The 18139-nt window shown below is 58.1% G+C and carries 12 protein-coding genes; 10 read left to right on the top strand and 2 right to left on the bottom strand.

Features of this window, described 5'->3' with window-relative positions:
- Position 1 precedes the first annotated feature (1 nt).
- Complete coding sequence (gene cysG, locus VIL80_RS02365; protein WP_332034554.1) at positions 2-1381, top strand: siroheme synthase CysG; 1380 nt, start codon at positions 2-4, stop codon at positions 1379-1381.
- A gap of 99 nt (positions 1382-1480) precedes the next feature.
- Positions 1481-1744 (top strand): hypothetical protein, encoded by a 264-nt coding sequence (locus VIL80_RS02360; protein WP_332034553.1) that lies wholly within the window; start codon positions 1481-1483, stop codon positions 1742-1744.
- A gap of 115 nt (positions 1745-1859) precedes the next feature.
- Here the strand turns inward: VIL80_RS02360 and VIL80_RS02355 are convergent, their stop codons facing one another.
- Both VIL80_RS02355 and VIL80_RS02350 read right to left on the bottom strand, forming a co-directional pair.
- Entirely contained in the window at positions 1860-2465 is a 606-nt protein-coding gene (locus VIL80_RS02355) for an FMN-dependent NADH-azoreductase (protein ID WP_332034552.1), read from the bottom strand.
- A gap of 299 nt (positions 2466-2764) precedes the next feature.
- Positions 2765-5122 carry a penicillin acylase family protein gene (locus VIL80_RS02350; protein WP_332034551.1) on the bottom strand — a complete coding sequence of 786 codons (2358 nt, stop codon included), beginning with the start codon at positions 5120-5122 and terminating at the stop codon, positions 2765-2767.
- A 370-nt stretch (positions 5123-5492) separates the two neighbouring features.
- On the opposite strand from VIL80_RS02350, the gene VIL80_RS02345 reads away from it, so the two are divergent.
- From VIL80_RS02345 to VIL80_RS02310, 8 genes are all read left to right on the top strand, one after another.
- Complete coding sequence (locus tag VIL80_RS02345) at positions 5493-8060, top strand: TonB-dependent receptor (protein WP_332034550.1); 2568 nt, start codon at positions 5493-5495, stop codon at positions 8058-8060.
- Positions 8061-8234: 174 nt separating this feature from the next.
- Positions 8235-9620, top strand: a complete 1386-nt coding sequence (egtB, locus tag VIL80_RS02340) for an ergothioneine biosynthesis protein EgtB (protein ID WP_332034549.1) — start codon at positions 8235-8237, stop codon at positions 9618-9620.
- 2 nt (positions 9621-9622) lie between these two features.
- Entirely contained in the window at positions 9623-10597 is a 975-nt protein-coding gene (egtD, locus tag VIL80_RS02335) for an L-histidine N(alpha)-methyltransferase (RefSeq protein ID WP_332034600.1), read from the top strand.
- Entirely contained in the window at positions 10581-11114 is a 534-nt protein-coding gene (locus VIL80_RS02330; protein ID WP_332034548.1) for a DUF411 domain-containing protein, read from the top strand. The genes egtD and VIL80_RS02330 overlap by 17 nt, the downstream gene beginning before the upstream one ends.
- 88 nt (positions 11115-11202) lie before the next feature.
- The gene (locus tag VIL80_RS02325; RefSeq protein WP_332034547.1) at positions 11203-12189 is read left to right on the top strand and encodes a hydrolase; all 987 of its coding nucleotides are present in this window, start codon (positions 11203-11205) and stop codon (positions 12187-12189) included.
- Between the two features lie 103 nt (positions 12190-12292).
- Positions 12293-13630 carry a TolC family protein gene (locus VIL80_RS02320; RefSeq protein ID WP_332034546.1) on the top strand — a complete coding sequence of 446 codons (1338 nt, stop codon included), beginning with the start codon at positions 12293-12295 and terminating at the stop codon, positions 13628-13630.
- On the top strand, positions 13627-14865 hold the full coding sequence (locus VIL80_RS02315; protein ID WP_332034545.1) for an efflux RND transporter periplasmic adaptor subunit: 1239 nt from the start codon (positions 13627-13629) through the stop codon (positions 14863-14865). The genes VIL80_RS02320 and VIL80_RS02315 overlap by 4 nt, the downstream gene beginning before the upstream one ends.
- Positions 14866-14874: 9 nt before the next feature.
- Positions 14875-18009 carry an efflux RND transporter permease subunit gene (locus VIL80_RS02310; RefSeq protein ID WP_332034544.1) on the top strand — a complete coding sequence of 1045 codons (3135 nt, stop codon included), beginning with the start codon at positions 14875-14877 and terminating at the stop codon, positions 18007-18009.
- Positions 18010-18139 lie beyond the last annotated feature (130 nt).

The raw sequence follows: 18139 nt of genomic DNA, 5'->3' as shown, positions 1-18139 counted from the left end.
CTTGCGTTACCTGCCTCTCGCGTTTGATTTGAAAAATCGCCCCTGCCTGATTGTCGGGGGCGGCTCTATCGCCACGCGCAAAGCGCGATTACTCAACAAGGCGGAGGCGCGCCTGCTGGTTGTAGCTCCGGACATTACCGACGAGCTGCGCCAGCTGGTTCTGGCCAGCGGTGGTGAATATATCGTTGGCCGCTACCGCAGTGACCTGCTGGAGCATGTCGAAATGGTGGTTGCCGCTACCGCCGACAGCGAGGTCAACGCGCAGGTTTCCGTTGATGCCCAAGAGCGGCGGCTGCCGGTCAATGTGGTGGACTCCCCGGAACTTTGCACCTTCACTTTTCCCTCCATTGTCGAGCGCGGCCCCGTGGCCATTGGCATCTCAAGTGGTGGTTCCGCACCGGTTCTCACCCGTATGCTGCGCTCGCAGATTGAAACCCTGTTGTCGCCCGGTCTTGGCCTGATCGCGGATCTGGCCGGTCGCCTGCGCGGTGCGGTTAAGGCCGCATTGCCGGAAACCCAGCGCAAGGATTTCTGGCACTGGGTCTTCAATGGCCCGGTGGTGGGCCAGATTGAGCGTGGCCACAAGGCGGAGGCGGAACAGGCGGTGCTGGAAGAATTACGGCGCTGGCAGGATAAACCCGCCGCGAGCGGTGAGGTGTATCTGGTCGGCGGTGGCCCCGGCGATCCGGACCTGCTCACCTTTCGCGCCCTGCGCCTGATGCAGCAGGCGGACGTAGTGCTCTACGACAGGCTGGTTTCCACGGAAGTGCTGGAGCTGGTGCGCCGCGATGCCGAGCGTATTTATGTCGGCAAGATGAAGCAGTTCCACTCCGTGCCACAGGACGATATCAACCAGTTGCTGGTGGATCTCGCCAAAGAGGGCAAAAAAGTACTACGCCTGAAGGGCGGTGACCCCTTTGTGTTTGGCCGCGGCGGGGAAGAAATCGACAAGCTGGCAGAAGCTGGTGTGCCGTTCCAGGTGGTGCCGGGCATTACCGCCGCCATCGGCTGCTCTGCCTATTCCGGTATTCCGTTGACCCACCGGGACCACGCACAGTCCGTACGTTTCATCACCGGTCACCTGAAGCAGGGCGATCTGGTGCTGCCGTGGGAAGAGCTCATCACCAGAAACCAGACGCTGGTGTTTTACATGGGCCTCACCGGCCTGCCTACGATTTCCGAAAAGCTGATCGCCCACGGCATGGACGCGGATACTCCGGCGGCGCTGGTGGAGAAAGGTACAACCCGGGACCAGCGGGTGATTGTGGGCACCATCGGCACACTGCCGGAACTGGCGGAAACCCACAAGGTTGAGGCGCCGGCACTCACCATCATCGGGGGTGTGGTGACACTGCGCGAAAGCCTCGGCTGGTATCAGTAGCCGCCATCGGGCGCTCCACGCGGGCGTAAACCTCTTCTGCGCCCATCCACTGGCAAACCCCTATCTATACTGAGGGAGTTGTTTGCCAGTGGTGATTCTATGTTTTGGATGCTGCTTCGTTTCTATTGCACGCTTCTGGTGCGCAGTTTTCTGCCGCGGGAGAGTGAAATTGTGCTTCCCAAAGAAGACGACAGCCATCTGCGGCGCTATTCGCGCAAATACCGGGTAAAACGCAACTGGGTAAAGAACCTTTGGATCGGTTCTTCTCTGCTGATGATCTGCTTTCCGCTCCTGCCGTTCATTCTCGGTCTGGGACTTCTCACCTCATTCCTTTCTTTCGCGATTCTCGACGAAACGGCGTGAGCCCTTGTGGTTGCGGGGTAGTGGTATCGTTGTTGTGGCCATACGGAATCACGCATAAAAAAGGGTGACCGCAGTCACCCCAAGCACGCAGGTATGATAGTGCCGGTGGCTTAATTCAAGCCAGCTGCGCGAGGCGTTCTCGCGCTGTGTTCAGTGCTGCATTTCTGGATTCATCGCTGATCGCCAAGCCCTCAGCATGGATAAATTCCACATCCGTAATGCCGATAAAGCCCAGGATCTGGCGGATGAAGTTGGTCTGCGCGTGCTCCTCGCCATACAAGCCTCCGCGGGTAATGACCACGTAAGCTCGCTTGCCGGTGAGCAGGCCTTCCGGGCCATTTTCCGTATAGCGGAAGGTCACCCCGGCACGCGCGATATGATCAAAGTAGGCGTGCAAAGAGGAGGGTACACTGAAGTTGTACATGGGGATGCCGAATACCAGTGTGTCCGCGGCCCGAATTTCTTCAATCAATGCGTCGGAGAAATCGACCACCGCTTGCTGCTCCTCTGTGCGGTTCGCGGGGTCACTGCTGAGCGCCTGGAAACGCGGCAGGTCGAGATGAGGGACCGGATTGGTCGCCAAATCGCGCAAGACAACTTGGCCGCCCGGATTTGCAGCGAGCCAGTTATCGGCAAATTGGTTGATCAGTTGGGAAGATTGCCCACCGTTCTGAAACAGGCTGGTCTGAATCTTGAGAAGTTTTCGGGTCGATGTCGTCATTTGTGGATCTCCAATGGGTTACTGGTTGCCCGTTGGAAACATTGAAGCACCGGTTTAATAGATAAAAAATCATAAAAAAACGCTTAAATCCATCTACTAAAACGATAAATGACCCTGTTAATACATTCGGCTCATGGTAAGCAGGCGTTGTTCAAGCCTCGCGGATGGCGCTGCCATCGCGCCTGCCTTGGGGCGCAGGGAAAGCACTACTGGCGCCTCCGCGGCGCTCGTGTGCACTCCAGTAAACAAAAAAAGGCGCCCACCCAGGGCGCCTTTTTGCGAGGTTACAGCTTCGAAAATCAGTGCAGTTTCAATGTGTAGCGGGTTGCCTGTTCCTTGATCGGTGAAGGGTTACCCTGGACCCAGTCCTCATGACCGTTACCAAAGAACGGCGACAGCGGATGAGCGCTCTGGCCGGTGGCCATATGAAAAATGCCCAGCTCTTCATGTCCCGGCGCTACAACCATGCGTTCGGACGCGCCTTTGGTGGAGGATTGGACGCGCGGCATATGGGAGTCGCCAGAAAGGTGATCCGCCGGCATGGCCGTAAACCAGTTCACCGCCGCCACCGCACGTCCCAGCGGATGCCGAACTTTCGCCGTATTCTCCACGCCCCAGGTCTGCTGTGGGAACGGCAAACCATCTTTTGCCATGTCTGTCAGCACCTGATCGAGGGCCGCCAGTTTGAGTGCATTCCAGGATTCAAACTCCGGATTCAGCAGATGCTCCGGCTCGTTAGCCAGCATTTCCCACGCCGGGTACTCCACCTGGCGGTTTGAACGCCCGAATGAAAAATCCGTATTGTGACGCTGCATAAATGTGAGTACTGGTGCTGTTGCCAGGTCGATAAAGCGCAGGCGGAAGTTGCGCACGATGCGGTAGCCGACGGAATCCGCGCTGGCGCGCCCACCCCAGTTGCTTACCTGTTCTTTTACCTCGTCATAGCCCTCAACGGAGCCGAGCAGGGCACTCAGCTGCCGTTGCCAGCGCTCCAGGAATACCGCGCGGTCGTCCAGCTGGATATCCAGCAGGTCCTGTTCGGTAAAGTGCTCACGGGCAAACAGGTCGTCGCGGATCTGTTGCTGTCTTGCACCGAGGGCGTAGCCGCCGTCGCCCATCACCTTGAGGTATTCGCCATCCATGGTGCGGGAGTTGGCCGTCCAGATCCGGTGGGAGGGTGGGTTGTACACATGTGGGTGCTCTTCCAGCGGCAGGTAACCATCCCAATAAGCAGTACCGTCCGCCCAGCTTACCGAGCGGCTGCCATCCAGGCCCACACGGCGGGGAATCGGTCCGGCCACTGTCCAGCCGATATTGCCGTCGGCATCACCGAGCACGAAGTTCTGGTGCGGCAGACCCAACTCCGGCGCCAGATTCATGGCCTCGCGGGTGCTGGTAACGGTTTCCAGATTGAGGATGTTCATATTGGCACCGCGGGCGTCATGGGCGACCCAGCGATAGGCGAGGGGGGTACCCTTGTGGTTTTCGGCTACCACCGGACCCCAGATGGTCTTGCGGATTTCGACACTGGCTGGCTGCTTGCCCTTGACCGCGATCTCCTCTTTGACGATCTCAAAATCCCGCCAGCCATCGGGCGTGCGGTACTGCTGGCCATCTGCAGACAGCTCCAGCGGAATCAGGTCGCCCCAGTCCGCAGTGGTATTGGTGAAGCCCCAGGCGACCTTGCCGTTGCTGCCGGCGACAATGATTGGGCCGCCGGGCAGCGTGGCACCACGCATCACGAAGTCAGTCCCGGGTACATTCCATCCCGCGCGAAACCAGATGTTGGGCACGGTTATGCTGAGATGCATATCGTCGGCCACTATGGCTGCGCCGTGTTCCGTCAGCGCACCACCAACCACCCAGTTGTTGCTGCCGAAGATCATGTCTTCGCTTTCCATCTTTTGCCGAACCATGGGCTCACCGTCCTGTACCAGTGCGGCGATATGGGTTTCCGGCATAGCCAGTGGGCCGCGGGCGTCACCAATCAGCGGTGCATCCCAGATACCACCCTTGGGTACGAAGAACTCGTACAGGTCGCCGGGCAACAGATCTGCCAAGGCATTATCCCGCAGCTCGAAACTACCGGTATTGCTCTGCAGGGTAAGGTACATGCTGAAGATGGTCAGCAGACTGTCGGCCGGCACCCACTGGCGCGGCTGCTGTCGGAGCAGTGCGTATTCCCAGGGCGCAGCGCCCAATTGGGCCAACCCGTAGTTCACGCCCGCGGCGTAGTGCTCGAGTATTGCCTGTTGCTCCGCTGGCATGGCGGCGATATTACGCTCGGCGCGAGCGCGGAACTGGTGAATGCGGATTTCCTGGTCGTGCTCCAGCGCCGCTTCACCCACCAGTTCAGACAGCTCACCGGATGAGTTACGGCGCAGAAGATCCATCTGGAAAAAACGCTCCTGCGCATGCAGGAAGCCGAGGGCGAAAGCGCTGTCGGTGCGCTTCTCCGCGGTAATGAAGGCCACACCCTGTTCATCGCGGGCAATGGTTACCGGCTTTTCCACCAGGCCGGTGTCGAGCTCACCATCTAATAGCGGCAGGCTTAGGCGAAGCCAGAACCAGGCGGCCGCGGCGGCTAGCAATAAAAGGACAAGCAGGGCGGTGGAACCGCGAATCACGCGGGTCGACCAGGGGGTATTTTTCAACATCGCATGTTCTCTCGGGGAAAATACGGAATGGTTATTTTAGGACTTCGTTGGGCGTAAGTCCGTTTTATCGCCCGTTTTCCAGCGCGCCAGTACAGCGCCTGGAAACGACTCAGAGTCTAGCAGTGTCGCACAATACAGTCTGGTTACCAGCGGACCGTTTCTGGTCATGATTCAGCGGATTTGAATGCGTTTAACGCCATGATGGCGTACAATTCGACTAAATTGCGACACAAAACTGACCAGTCACAACAAAAAGGTCACAACAAGCTTTTCTTGGACCGTCGCTACCCGTAAGATGGCCCAACATAACTATCAATAACGACCATTTTCCATCACGCTTTTCATATAAATAGAACGCGAGGACGCGATGATGTACAACGCCGATCAGTCCGGTAAAAACCGGTTTTTCACCCTGTCCACTCTCTCGGCCGCCATCGCTGTTAGTACAGCACTGAGTGGCGCTGCATCCGCTGCTGAGATTGAAGAAGTAGTAGTAACCGCGCAGAAGCGCGCGGAAAACCTGCAGGACGTTCCGATTGCCATTTCCGCTTTCACTGGCGACAGCATGAAAGCAATGGGCGTAAAAAGCCTGACCGACCTGGGTAAATTCACCCCGGGTGTGGAAATGAACAACGACACCCCGCTGCAGCCGACGTACAGCGTGCGCGGCATCGAAACCGGCGACTTCACCGTGGGCTCTGACCCTGCGGTAGCCGTATACGTAGATGGTGTCTACACCGGCCGTGGCGCCGGCGCTGAGATTCCGCTGGCGGATATCGAGCGTGTCGAAGTGTTGAAAGGTCCGCAGGGCACTCTGTTTGGCCGTAACGCCACTGGCGGTGCGATCCATATCATTTCCCAGAAGCCGCAGGCGGATGACACCACCGAGCTGAACCTCAGCGCAGGTAATTACGGTCGTCAGTCCAGCGACTTGCTGGTGAACCAGCAGCTGAGCGATACCGTTTACACCCGTTTCACCGCGTCCACCAACCGTCGCGATTCCTTCGCCGATAATCTGGCGGGCGATTTTGAAACTGGCAACATTGACACCCAGACTTATCGCGCCTCCCTGCTGTGGGAAGCTAGTCCGGATACCGAAGTTCTGTTCCGTGCCGACTACGGCATCATGGATCAGGGCAGCGCGCTGCGCACCTCCATTGTTCCGTCCCTGCAGGCGGAAGCCGGTGGTACCGATGTGTTTGGTGACTACGCCCTGGATACCCCGACCATCGAAGACCGGGACTCCTGGGGTACTTCTCTGTCGATTACCCACGACTTTGAGAACGTGACCTTCACCTCTATCACTGCCTATCGCGGTTTTGACGCGCATCTGCAGCAGGACGAAGACGGTACCGCGAACCCGGATTACATGTTCGGTTCCGCCAACTTTGACGATCAGACCCAGTTCTCTCAGGAATTTCGTCTGAACGGCGCCACCGATACCCTCAAGTGGACTCTGGGTGCATCCTACTCCCGCGAGGAGCTGGAGCACGTTACCGACGCTTACTTTACCGCGGGCTCTCTCGAGTCCTTCGCCGTGTACGAGGGCGTGAAGGCGGCTTATGCGGGTGCAGGCCTGAACACCACTCAGCTTGAAGATGCTGCTTACGCCGCGCGCAAGCAGATGATTGCTGCGGGTCTTGAAGGTGCAGCGGTTTCTACCTTTATTTACGACCTGATGGTGCAGTCCGGCCAGGCTGATGCTCTGCTGCAAGCTCTGGGTGCGCCCGAATTCGTTAACGCCAGCATGCTGAATCGCGACCAGATGATTGGCCAGCTGATGGCGGGCATCACTCCCTGGGTAATGGCAGACACCCCGTGGAACGAGTCGGTTACCAACACCGGTGATTACCGTTCCGCAGCCATCTACGGCGATGCCACCTGGAGCCTCACCGACAAGCTGGATCTGACCGTTGGTGCCCGTTACACCGCGGATGAAAAAGACTTCACCATCGAGAGTGCTTACCAGAACACCCTGCCAATCGCGTTTGTGGGCGGCCCGGTACAGCTGATGGACCCGGACGGCAACGTCATCGGCGCCATCACTCTGCCTTCCGGCCAGATTGCCGAGATTCCGTTCGGTATGGCGTTCAACAACAACGGTGTCGCCGATCTTAACCAGAAGCTGAGCGATTCCTGGAGCGACCTGTCCGGCCGTCTGGTGCTGGATTACCGCTGGAATGACGACGTCATGACCTTTGTGTCTCTGGCGGATGGCTTCAAGGCTGGTGGCTTCAACAGCTTCAGCGCAGCGCCGGGCATTGATCCGTCCTTCGACCAGGAGAGCGTGACCAACCTGGAAATCGGCATGAAGAGCAGCCTGTTCGACAACGCTGTGCGCTTCAATGCGTCCGTGTTCGCGTATGACTACAAGAACCTGCAGCAGCTGGACCTGGTAGGCGCGCCGATCCCCAACTACTACCTGCGCAATGCCGACGCTGAAGGCCGCGGTGCGGAGTTTGAAGTGCAGTGGGCGGCTACCGACAACCTGTTTATCGCCGGTAACTACTCCTACCTGAAAACCGAGTACACCCGCTACCAGATCATCGAGTCGATCGGTGAGACCGAAGAAGAAAACTCCCGTGTAGGTCAGCCCCGTGTTGGCACCCCGGAGAACAAGTTCAACATCATGGCCGAGTACACCTGGGAACTGGCCGCTGGTGGCGACGTGTCTCTGCGCGGCGACTACAACTGGACCGACGAGCGTGTGGGCTCCATCAGTGATCCGGCCCGTGTGATTCCGGATTACCAGCTGATGAACCTGCGCGCTGGCTGGAACAGCCCCTCCGACCGTTACTCCGCAGCACTGTGGGTACAGAACGTAACCGACGAGGAGATTGCTGGCGGCTACGGCGGTACCGGTGCGGCAATCGGCGCCAGCCCGGCGTGGCGTTTCATGCCCCGTATGTACGGCGCGGACTTCGCGGTTCGCTTCTGATTCCCGCTTCGGGTCAGAAACAAAAGGGTCGGCAATGCCGGCCCTTTTTTTATGCGCAGGATTTAGTGGGAAATTCCTGGCGCTGATTACGTCGTCAATTCCTGTGTGCAGATGGGAATCCGCCACAATGGTTGTATGATCAAAGGCAGTTTTTGCAGTTGACCGGGCCAGGGGATGAGTCTGATTTCTGACGCAGGTTCAGGGGTATCCAAAGTTTCCGGGGTTCTGGATGACTCCGGCGATCGCACATTCGACGACGCAAAGCGGGATCTCTCCCTGGATGAGCGCGCTACGCTAATCGATCATTTTCTGCAGGTCCGCCGAGAAACCGAAAGTCTTACCGACCCGCTCACTGCGGAGGACATGCAGCTGCAATCCATGCCGGATGCCAGTCCCAGCAAATGGCATCTCGGTCATACCACCTGGTTTTTTGAAACCTTTATCCTGCGCGACATGCTGGCCGGTTACCGGGTGTTCGATCGCGGCTTTCACCACATTTTCAATTCCTACTACAACTCCCTCGGGCAACCGTTTCCCCGGCCGAACCGCGGCCTGTTGTCGCGGCCGTATATCGAACAGGTATTTTCCTATCGCGCCCATGTGGATCGCCATATTGAGCAGTGGCTCACCGAGGAAGATGTGAATACCGAGCAGGCGGAATTCCTCAGGCTGGGCATCCACCACGAGCAGCAACACCAGGAACTGTTGCTGACGGACATCAAGCATGCGTTTTCCCTGAACCCGGCATTGCCTGCCTACCGTGAAGACCTGGATCCTGGCACTGAAGACGGCGACGCGGCGCCTTTACAGTGGCTGCAGGTACCTGAAGACCACTACACCCTTGGCAGCGACGGCGAATCGTTCAGCTTCGACAACGAACAGCCCTCACACCAGCGATTCCAGCCCGCATTCCGCATCGCCTCGCGGCTGGTTAGCAACGGTGAATTTCTGGAGTTCCTGCAGGACGGTGGATACCGGGAGCCGCGCCTGTGGCTGTCCGATGGCTGGAGCCAGATTCAGCAAGGCGGAAAGCAGGGCATTAAGGCCGCACCTTTGTACTGGCGAGAAATCGATGGGGAATGGTTTCAATTCACCCTCGGCGGCCTGCAGCCCCTGGATCTCAATGCTCCCGTGTGCCACGTCAGTTATTACGAAGCAGATGCGTACGCCAGTTGGGCGGGGCAGCGCCTGCCCACGGAGTTTGAATGGGAGGTTGCGGCTTGGTTGCACTGTAAAAATGAAGCGGTGGAGGAAGCAAACCTGCTGGAAAACCGGCACTTCCACCCCATTGCTGAACAGGAAGTTCGCGGGCGCAATCTACAGTTACTGGGCAATCTGTGGCAGTGGACATCCAGTGCCTATTCGCCGTATCCCGGCTATCGTGCCAGCAGCGATGCGGTGGGGGAGTACAACGGGAAATTCATGTGTAACCAGATGGTACTGCGGGGCGGTTCCTGTGTAACACCGCGCCGCCACATTCGAATCAGCTATCGCAATTTCTTTTATCCGCACCAGGCCTGGCAGTTTACCGGTATCCGCCTGGCAGGAGACGTTAAGTGAATATGGCAATAGGCAACACGGATGGGGTGGGGCTGCCACCGGGGGAAAACCTGCGCAGGCAGTTTGAGCGGGATGTGCTGGCAGGGCTGTCCACCACCCAGAAAACCCTGCCGTGCAAGTATCTCTATGATGAAGCCGGATCAAAGCTGTTTGAAGCCATCTGCGATCTCGATGATTACTACCTGACTCGCACCGAAGCCGCCATTTTTACGCGTGCGCTGGATGAAATGGCTTCAGTGCTCGGCCGCGAGGCCCAGTTGATCGAACCAGGTGCCGGTAACTGCGAAAAGGCCGAACCGCTGCTCGCGGCGATGGACAACCCCAGTGCCTATTACCCCTTGGATATTTCGCGGGAAATCCTTCTGCAGGCACAACAGCGGATCCAACAGCGGCTGCCGCAGCTGGAGATCGTGCCGATCATTGGTGACTTTACCGCCGATGACGTCTGGGGGCGATTGCCGCAGTCGGGTGCGCGCAAAGTGATCTTTTTCCCCGGCTCAACCATCGGCAACTTTTCTCACGAGCAGGCCCGCGCGTTGCTGATTCGGTTTGCCGGGCAGCTGAACCCCGGGGATGGGCTGTTGCTGGGCGCGGACCTGGTCAAGGATTCTGTGGTGCTGGAGCGCGCCTACCATGACAGCAATCATGTGACCGAGGCCTTCAACAAGAACTTGCTGAACCGGATCAACAGCGAATTGAACGGTGACTTCAACACCGAGGCTTTTGCCCACCGGGCGTTTTACCACAGCTTCCGCCAACGCGTGGAGATGCATCTGGTGAGTCTGGTGGAACAGCAGGTTTCTGTGTCGGGCCGACAATTCCAGTTCGCCGAGGGCGAAACCATCCATACCGAAAACAGCCATAAATACACCTTACCCGACCTGCAGGATCTGCTGCGGAATACCGGGTTTTCCCCTGAAAAATACTGGACGGATAATAAACAACACTATGCCATCTACTATGCCCAAATCCCGTGATCGCACACCGAGCTTATCGCGTCTGTTTTCATTATTGATGCTGTTGGTATTGGGCGGCTTGACGGCCGCCTGCAGCAATACCAATACCAGTGCGGAAGCGCCCAAAGGGGCCGGGGAACACACCGAAGACATCGTGGTGTACAAATCGCCTTTCTGCCTGTGCTGCAAGGAGTGGATGGCACACCTGGAACAGAACAAATTTTCCGTCGGCAGTGAAAACGGCCTGGACATGGCGTCGGTCAAGCAACAATGGGGGGTGCCAGCCAGCATGCAGAGTTGCCATACCGGCGTGTGGCGTGGCCAATATGTTTTTGAAGGCCATGTTCCGGCGCGCCTGATCCGCAAGTTTCTCGCCAACCCACCCAAGGACAGCATAGGTCTTACGGTGCCGGGTATGCCCAAGGGGAGCCCGGGTATGTATCGCGGTGGCGACTTCGATCCCTACGTGGTGTATCAGATTCAACGGAATGGCGAATACCGTTTCTACGAAAGGGTCACCGCACCCGAAGCCTCATAGGTGGGATTGGCGATTGATCCACTCGCCCGTGGACGCTAGGCTTGCAGCCCGAATTTATTCCTTGTGATTTCCTTGCCGGGCGGCAGTAATGATTTCTCCCTTCGCTCCGGCAGTTGGCCTCGGCAACTGCCACCTTCAGACCATCTTTCCCCGCTTTCACCGGCCCCAGCCCTGGATTCACACCCAGTGTCAGTGGCTACAGACCCCGGATGGGGACCGTATCGCCCTGCATACGCCGGTTAAGCTGGTGGATGATCCCGAGCGACCGCTGGTACTGGTGCTGCATGGACTGGAGGGCTCGGTCGAGTCGCCTTACGTACAGGGCATCATGCAGGCATTGCTCGCGCTTCGCTTTCAGGTGGCAGTGATGCACTTTCGCGGTTGCGGCGGGGTGCCGAACCTAATGGCCAGGGCCTATCACAGCGGTGACAGCGGCGACCCCCGTTGGCTGGCCGCCCACCTGCGAGACCGTTACCCCAATACGCCACTGATGGCGGTCGGCTACTCCCTGGGCGGAAATGTACTGCTGAAATGGCTCGGGGAAGATGGCGGTGACTCGCCACTTTCCGCGGCAGTTTCGGTATCTGCGCCACTGGATTTACACGCGTCCAGCCGGCGAATGGGGCAGGGCTTTTCCAAAGTCTACCAGCGGCACCTGCTCAACAGCCTCAGGCAAAGCCTGCGGAAAAAGGCGCTGGATCCGGAATTGGCGCGACAGATGCCGGCACTGGATGAGCAGCGCTATTTTTCGGATTTCCGGCACTTTGACGATCATTTCACTGCGCCACTGCATGGTTTCCTTGGGGTGGATGATTACTACACCCGCGCATCCAGCAAACCCCTGCTGCGGCATATCCGGAGGCCAACGCTAATCATCCATGCGGCGGATGATCCCTTCGTATGCCCAAGCGCCATTCCAACGAGCGACGAAGTCGGTTCTCATGTCGAGCTGGATATCACAAGCAAAGGGGGGCATGTGGGATTTGTCAGTGGCAGTGTCTGGCGCCCCGTGTACTGGCTTGAGCAGCGAATCCCGCAATTTCTTGCCAAGCAGCTGCTTGCCAGAGGTCGTTGAACGCCAGCGGTTCGCCGAGGAACTGCTAATGTAAGTGCATAAGTGCCATAAAACGGGCCTGGCGATGACTGCCTGCGCGCCGGGACGTCCGAAAGGAACCTCTGTGCTCCGAATACTGCATCTCCACCACGACCGCAAATGGATGCGCCTTTTCTGCCCGCTGTGTTACAAGACGGCAACGCAGCTGGTGTCCTGTGTTTGCGCTGCCTTCCTCGGTGGGCAACAGTCGCAGGCGCAAGATGGTGCGGTCTTGCCCCGCATTTCCTACGAGCAGGCTATTTTCCAAAGCTTGCAAAGCCACCCCGATCTCGCCGGATATGAATTCCGCCTGCAGGCAGCGGCAGCGGATATTGCGCATGCCGCCCTGGGACCGCGCCCCGAACTCGGCCTGGAAATTGAAGATGTTGCAGGTACCGGTGACATAAGCGGCGTGGAAAGCGCGCAGACAACCCTCGGTATCAGCTGGCTGTTGCAGTGCGATGTCATCGACAAACGGGTACAGGCGGCGCAACGCCAGGTCGCGGTGATCGGGTCACAGCAGCAGATTGCTGCGCTGGATGTCGCCGCAGATTCCGCACGCTTTTTTCTGCAGGTACTCGCGCAGCAGGAGCGGCTGACGTTGGCACAGCGGGCCGTGGCTCAAGCGCAGCAGGGACTTGCCGATATTCGTCGGCATGTGCGCGCGGGCAAACTCCCGAGGGCTGAAGCGTCCCGTGCCAGTGCAGAGGTCGAGCGCAGAAGTCTCGCGGCGGAAGACGTTGAGCACGAATATGCGGTAGCCAAACATCAACTGGCGGCCCAGTGGGGTGAGCGCAATCCCCAGTTCTCTGGCGTTGTGGGCAACCTCTCCACGCCGCTTCCGGCGGTCGATATTACCTATCTTCGCCAGCAGGTCGCGAGTAATCCCGCGCTGGCGATTTTCCTGGATCGCGAGCGAGTTGCCGATGCCGAGATAGCCCTGGCGAGGGCAGAGGCCGGTATTCAGTGGCGGCTTGCGGCGGGTATACGCAGGCTCGAAGCGTCCGATGACTTCGGTCTGGTGGCCGGGGTCGCCATCCCGCTCGGTCGCCGCAATCGCAATGCGGCCCGCGTGGCGGCACTTCAGGCCAATCAGTACCAGTATCGCGCGGAGCGCAATGCGCGGGAAATTGAATTGGAAACCCGGGTCTATGTCATGGCGGAACAGCTTCGGCACAGCCGTCACATTGCCGATACCATGACTGGGCGCATTATCCCGAGCCTGGAACAGGCGTTGGCTGATACTCAGCATGCCTACCAGCAGGGAAAATACAGCTATTACGAACTGGCGTCGGCGCAGCAGGACCTGATCGACGCTCGCTTGTCTTATCTGGAGGCGCAGTACACGGCACATCTGTACCTGATCGAAATCGAAAAGCTCACCGGCCTTTCGTTGGCGCAGTTTCCCGGATACTCAAAGTGAAAAGTGTCGCGATCATCTCGTTACTGGTGGTTTTGCTGGTGGTGTTATTCGTCGGCTTCAGTGGCAATGTGCAAACATCGGAGGTGGCAGCATCGGAGGATCCGCAATTGCCCGATACCGGGCCCCATCATGGTCGCTTACTGCGCGCGGAAGACTTTGTTGTTGAACTCGCCATTGTCGAGCCCGGTACACCACCCGAATTCCGGGCGTGGGTGAGTGAAAAGGGAGCTGCGGTGAAACCTGAAAAAGTGGGGCTTACCCTGGTGCTGACCCGGCTCGGTGGCAAGGAGGAGTCTATCGGGTTTACCCCGCGGGAAGATTACCTGCGCAGCGATAAAACCATTGCCGAGCCGCATTCCTTTGTTGTCACGGTAAATGCCCGTTACCAGGGAAAAAGCCACCGCTGGCAATACGAGAGTTTTGAAGGGCGCACGCGTATTGATTCTGCCATCGCCAGCTCCCTGGGTATCAAGACCGGCATTGCCAGCCCCGCCCTGATGAGCGAGACAACCAGAGCCTACGGAAGGCTGGTGGTGAACCCTGAACAGACACGCGAGATACGCGCGCGCTTTGACGGTGCGGTGGACTCGGTAAAGGTCCAGCTGGGTGAGCGTGTGAGCAAAGGACAACCGCTCATTGCGATCAACAGCAATGAAAACCTGAACACCTATACGGTGAACTCGCCGATTGCGGGGGTAGTACTGCAGCGCAATGCCAACCCCGGCGAACAGACTGCAGGCCGTAATCTTCTGGTCATTGCCAATGACAGTGCTTTGCTGGCGGAGCTTGATGTGTTTCCGTCCGTGCGCGGCCGTATAAAAGCAGGCAATCCGGTCTCGCTACTGGTGCGCGGCCGGCGTACCCCCGTAAAGGGGGTAGTGAGACAGCTGGATCCTGTGATTCAACCGAACCAGGCGAGCACCGTTCGCGTCGCCCTGCAAAATGCAGGGGTGGAGCTTGCTGCGGGTGCATTTGTCACCGCAGAGATACAGGTGGCGTCCTACCAAGTGCCTCTGGCGGTAAAGCGAAGCGCATTGCAGACCTTCCGAAATTTCACGGTGGTGTACGCACAGGTGGGCGATGAGTATGAAGTCCGCATGCTCGAACTCGGGCGAGAGTCCGGGGAGTGGGTGGAGGTGCTGGGTGGTCTCGAACCCGGCACACGCTATGTGATCGAAAACAGCTACATCATCAAGGCCGACATCGAAAAGTCTGGCGCTGCGCACGAGCACTGAGGTTCAAGGATGCTCGCGTTCATCATCCGCGCTTCGATACAGAACAGGGCAATGGTGCTGGTCATCGTGGCACTGCTGTGCGGCATCGGGGTCTGGAATTTTACCCGGCTACCCATTGATGCGGTTCCGGATATCACCAATATCCAGGTGGTCATCAATACCGAAGCGCCGGGCTTTACGCCGCTGGAGGTGGAGCAGAGGGTCACCTATCCGGTAGAAAGCGCGATGGCCGGGTTGCCCAAGCTCGCCTATACCCGCTCACTTTCCCGCTACGGCCTGTCGCAGGTCACCATTATCTTCCAGGACGACACTGACATTTACTTTGCCCGCCAGTTGGTCAACGAGCGGCTGGCTGTTGCACGCAGCAATTTGCCCCATGGTCTGGAACCGGAACTGGGCCCGATCTCCACCGGACTCGGGGAAATATTCATGTTCACCGTCGACGCGGAACCCGACTCCGTGAACCAGGACGGAAGCCCCATTACCACCACGGATTTGCGTACCGTCCACGACTGGATCATCCGCCCGCAATTACTGCGGGTGCCCGGGGTAATCGAAGTCAATCCCATTGGCGGCTACAAGCGCGAAATTCTTGTATCCATAGAACCGGACAGACTGCTGGCATTCGGCCTCACACCGGAGGATTTGATCAGATCGGTACAGTCCAATAACGAAAACCGCGGTATCGGCTTTATTGAATACAACGGCGTGCAATGGATGATGCGCGTACCCGGGCAGGTGGAAACACTGGATGCGCTGAATGATTTTCTTGTTGCCGAAGTGGGCGGTGTGGCGGTATGCCTGGGGGACGTCGCGCGCATTGGTGAGGGGCGCGAGATGCGGACCGGTGCCGCCACCCAAAACGGGCGCGAAGTGGTCATGAGTACGGTGTTTATGCTGATCGGGGAAAACAGCCGCACTGTTGCCCACGCCGTCGGCGAAAAGCTCGAGGCGATCAAGCCCAGCCTGCCGCCGGGGATCACCGTCACTGCGGTTTACGATCGAACCGGCCTGGTGGACAAAACTCTGCATACGGTGCGCACCAATTTACTCGAAGGGGCAACGCTGGTCATCGTTATTCTGTTCCTGCTGCTGGGGAACGTGCGTGCCGCCATTTTGACCGCACTGGTAATCCCAATTGCCATGTTGATGACGGTTACCGGCATGGTGCAATCCGGCGTAAGTGCCAACCTGATGAGTCTCGGCGCGCTGGATTTTGGGCTGCTGGTGGATGGGGCGATTATTATCGTGGAAAACTGCCTGCGGCGGCTGGGTGAGGCATCGCAAGGTGGCAGCCAAATCGGGCTCAAGCAGAGGCTGGAAATCGTCTTTCAGGCGACGCGCGAGGTTGTGCGCCCGGCGATGTTCGGGGTGTTTATTATTACGGCGGTATATCTGCCGATTTTTGCCCTGTCAGGTGTGGAGGGCAAAATGTTTCATCCAATGGCGACCACGGTGGTGATGGCTCTGCTATCCGCCATGCTGTTATCCATTACCTTTGTGCCAGCCTGTATCGCGCTTCTGTTTCGGAAGCCCGTGGTGGAAAAGAATCATCTGGTGCTGGATCGGATACGCAGGCTTTACCGTCCGATACTGGAATTCGCCATCCGCCAGAGGCTGTTTGTGGTTGCCGGGGCAGGGGTGCTGGTTGCCTTGTTTGGTGTTGCCGCCACCAGGCTCGGCAGTGAATTTGTGCCCAATCTGGATGAAGGGGATATCGCAATGCATGCGTTGCGTATTCCCGGTACATCGCTCGAACAGGCCGTTGCATTGCAGGAATCGCTGGAGTCGCGCATCAAGGATCTGCCGGAGGTGGAACGCGTTTTCGCAAAGCTTGGCACGGCGGAAGTGGCAACCGACGCGGTCCCCCCCAGTGTGGCCGACAATTTCATCATCATGAGACCGCGAGAGCAGTGGCCGGACCCCGACAAACCCAAGGTACAGCTGGTTGAGGAGCTGGCGGCGCTGGTCGAACCGATACCGGGTAACCGCTATGAATTCCTGCAGCCAATCCAGATGCGTTTCAATGAATTGCTCGCCGGTGTCCGCTCGGAGCTGGCAATAAAGGTATTCGGCGATGACTTTGAGCAGCTGACAGCCCTAGGTACGTCCATAGAAAAAGCCATCGCAAATATTGATGGCATTGCCGACATTCACGTCGAGCAAATTACCGGATTGCCCATGCTCACCGTGGTACCGGACCGTAGTGCGTTGACCCAATACGGCCTGGACGTCGATCGGGTACAACAACAGCTGGCCACGGCAATGAAAGGCGCTCGGGCTGGGCAGTTTTACGAGGGCGATCGCCGGGTCGATATCGTTGTACGGTTAGCGGACCACCAGCGCAAGGACTTGCGCGGACTGGCCAAATTGCCGGTATATCGCGACGACGGAAATTATGTACCGCTCGACGAAGTCGCCGAACTCAAGTTGCTGCAAAGTATCAATCAGGTCTATCGCGAAAACGGCAAACGGCGGCTGGTGGTAACGGCGAATGTGCGAGGCAGGGATCTCGGCAGTTTTGTGGGCGATGTTCAGAAGGCCGTGAGCAAGGTGGATATTCCACCTGGCTACTGGCTGGAATACGGCGGAACATATCAGTCTCTGCGCTCTGCCACGCACCGTCTCGCCATGGTAGTACCGCTGACGCTCGCCTTGATCATGGGACTGTTGTTACTTGCGCTGGGGTCATTGCGCGATGCCGTAGTGATTTTCAGCGGTATACCGCTGGCGCTGACCGGTGGCATCTTGTCGCTGATGTTGCGCGATATTCCATTCTCCATTTCTGCCGCAGTGGGCTTTATTGCGCTGTCCGGCATCGCCATTCTTAATGGGCTGGTGATGGTAGCTTTCTTCCGGGATCTCCGCTGGCATGGATACGATCTGGACCGGGCGATAATCGAAGGTGCTCAGATACGCTTGCGCCCAGTACTCACAACGGCATTGGTGGCATCCCTGGGTTTCGTGCCGATGGCACTCAATACAGGAATCGGGTCCGAGGTTCAGCGCCCGCTCGCAACGGTGGTGGTCGGCGGCATAATTTCATCGACCCTATTGACCCTGGTAGTACTGCCGGCGCTGTATCGCCTGGCTCACAGCCGAAGTGCGCATACCACTTCAGACCAGGACCCAGTCACTCCATAGCCGGAGTATCAGTCCCCACTACTGCGTTTTGGCGGTGGTTTTATGCTTTAGGCAAGATCGGGGGAGGGCACATTGAATCGCGTCCAATATCCCCCGCCCGCGGCAAGATCACGACGGCCGTATACCTATT

The sequence above is a fragment of the Microbulbifer sp. genome (assembly GCF_036563125.1).
In the GTDB taxonomy this organism is placed as follows: Bacteria; Pseudomonadota; Gammaproteobacteria; order Pseudomonadales; family Cellvibrionaceae; genus Microbulbifer.
This window is presented reverse-complemented; position numbering and strand designations above follow the sequence as displayed.

Bases quoted from the DNA above. Each gene is read 5' to 3' on its own strand.
- VIL80_RS02310 (WP_332034544.1), top strand. From the start codon at position 14,875: ATGCTCGCGTTCATCATCCGCGCTTCGATACAGAACAGGGCAATGGTG.
- egtB (WP_332034549.1), top strand. From the start codon at position 8,235: ATGAGTCTGATTTCTGACGCAGGTTCAGGGGTATCCAAAGTTTCCGGG.
- VIL80_RS02330 (WP_332034548.1), top strand. From the start codon at position 10,581: ATGCCCAAATCCCGTGATCGCACACCGAGCTTATCGCGTCTGTTTTCA.
- VIL80_RS02325 (WP_332034547.1), top strand. From the start codon at position 11,203: ATGATTTCTCCCTTCGCTCCGGCAGTTGGCCTCGGCAACTGCCACCTT.
- VIL80_RS02345 (WP_332034550.1), top strand. From the start codon at position 5,493: ATGTACAACGCCGATCAGTCCGGTAAAAACCGGTTTTTCACCCTGTCC.
- VIL80_RS02355 (WP_332034552.1), bottom strand. From the start codon at position 2,465: ATGACGACATCGACCCGAAAACTTCTCAAGATTCAGACCAGCCTGTTT.
- VIL80_RS02350 (WP_332034551.1), bottom strand. From the start codon at position 5,122: ATGTTGAAAAATACCCCCTGGTCGACCCGCGTGATTCGCGGTTCCACC.
- VIL80_RS02360 (WP_332034553.1), top strand. From the start codon at position 1,481: ATGTTTTGGATGCTGCTTCGTTTCTATTGCACGCTTCTGGTGCGCAGT.
- egtD (WP_332034600.1), top strand. From the start codon at position 9,623: ATGGCAATAGGCAACACGGATGGGGTGGGGCTGCCACCGGGGGAAAAC.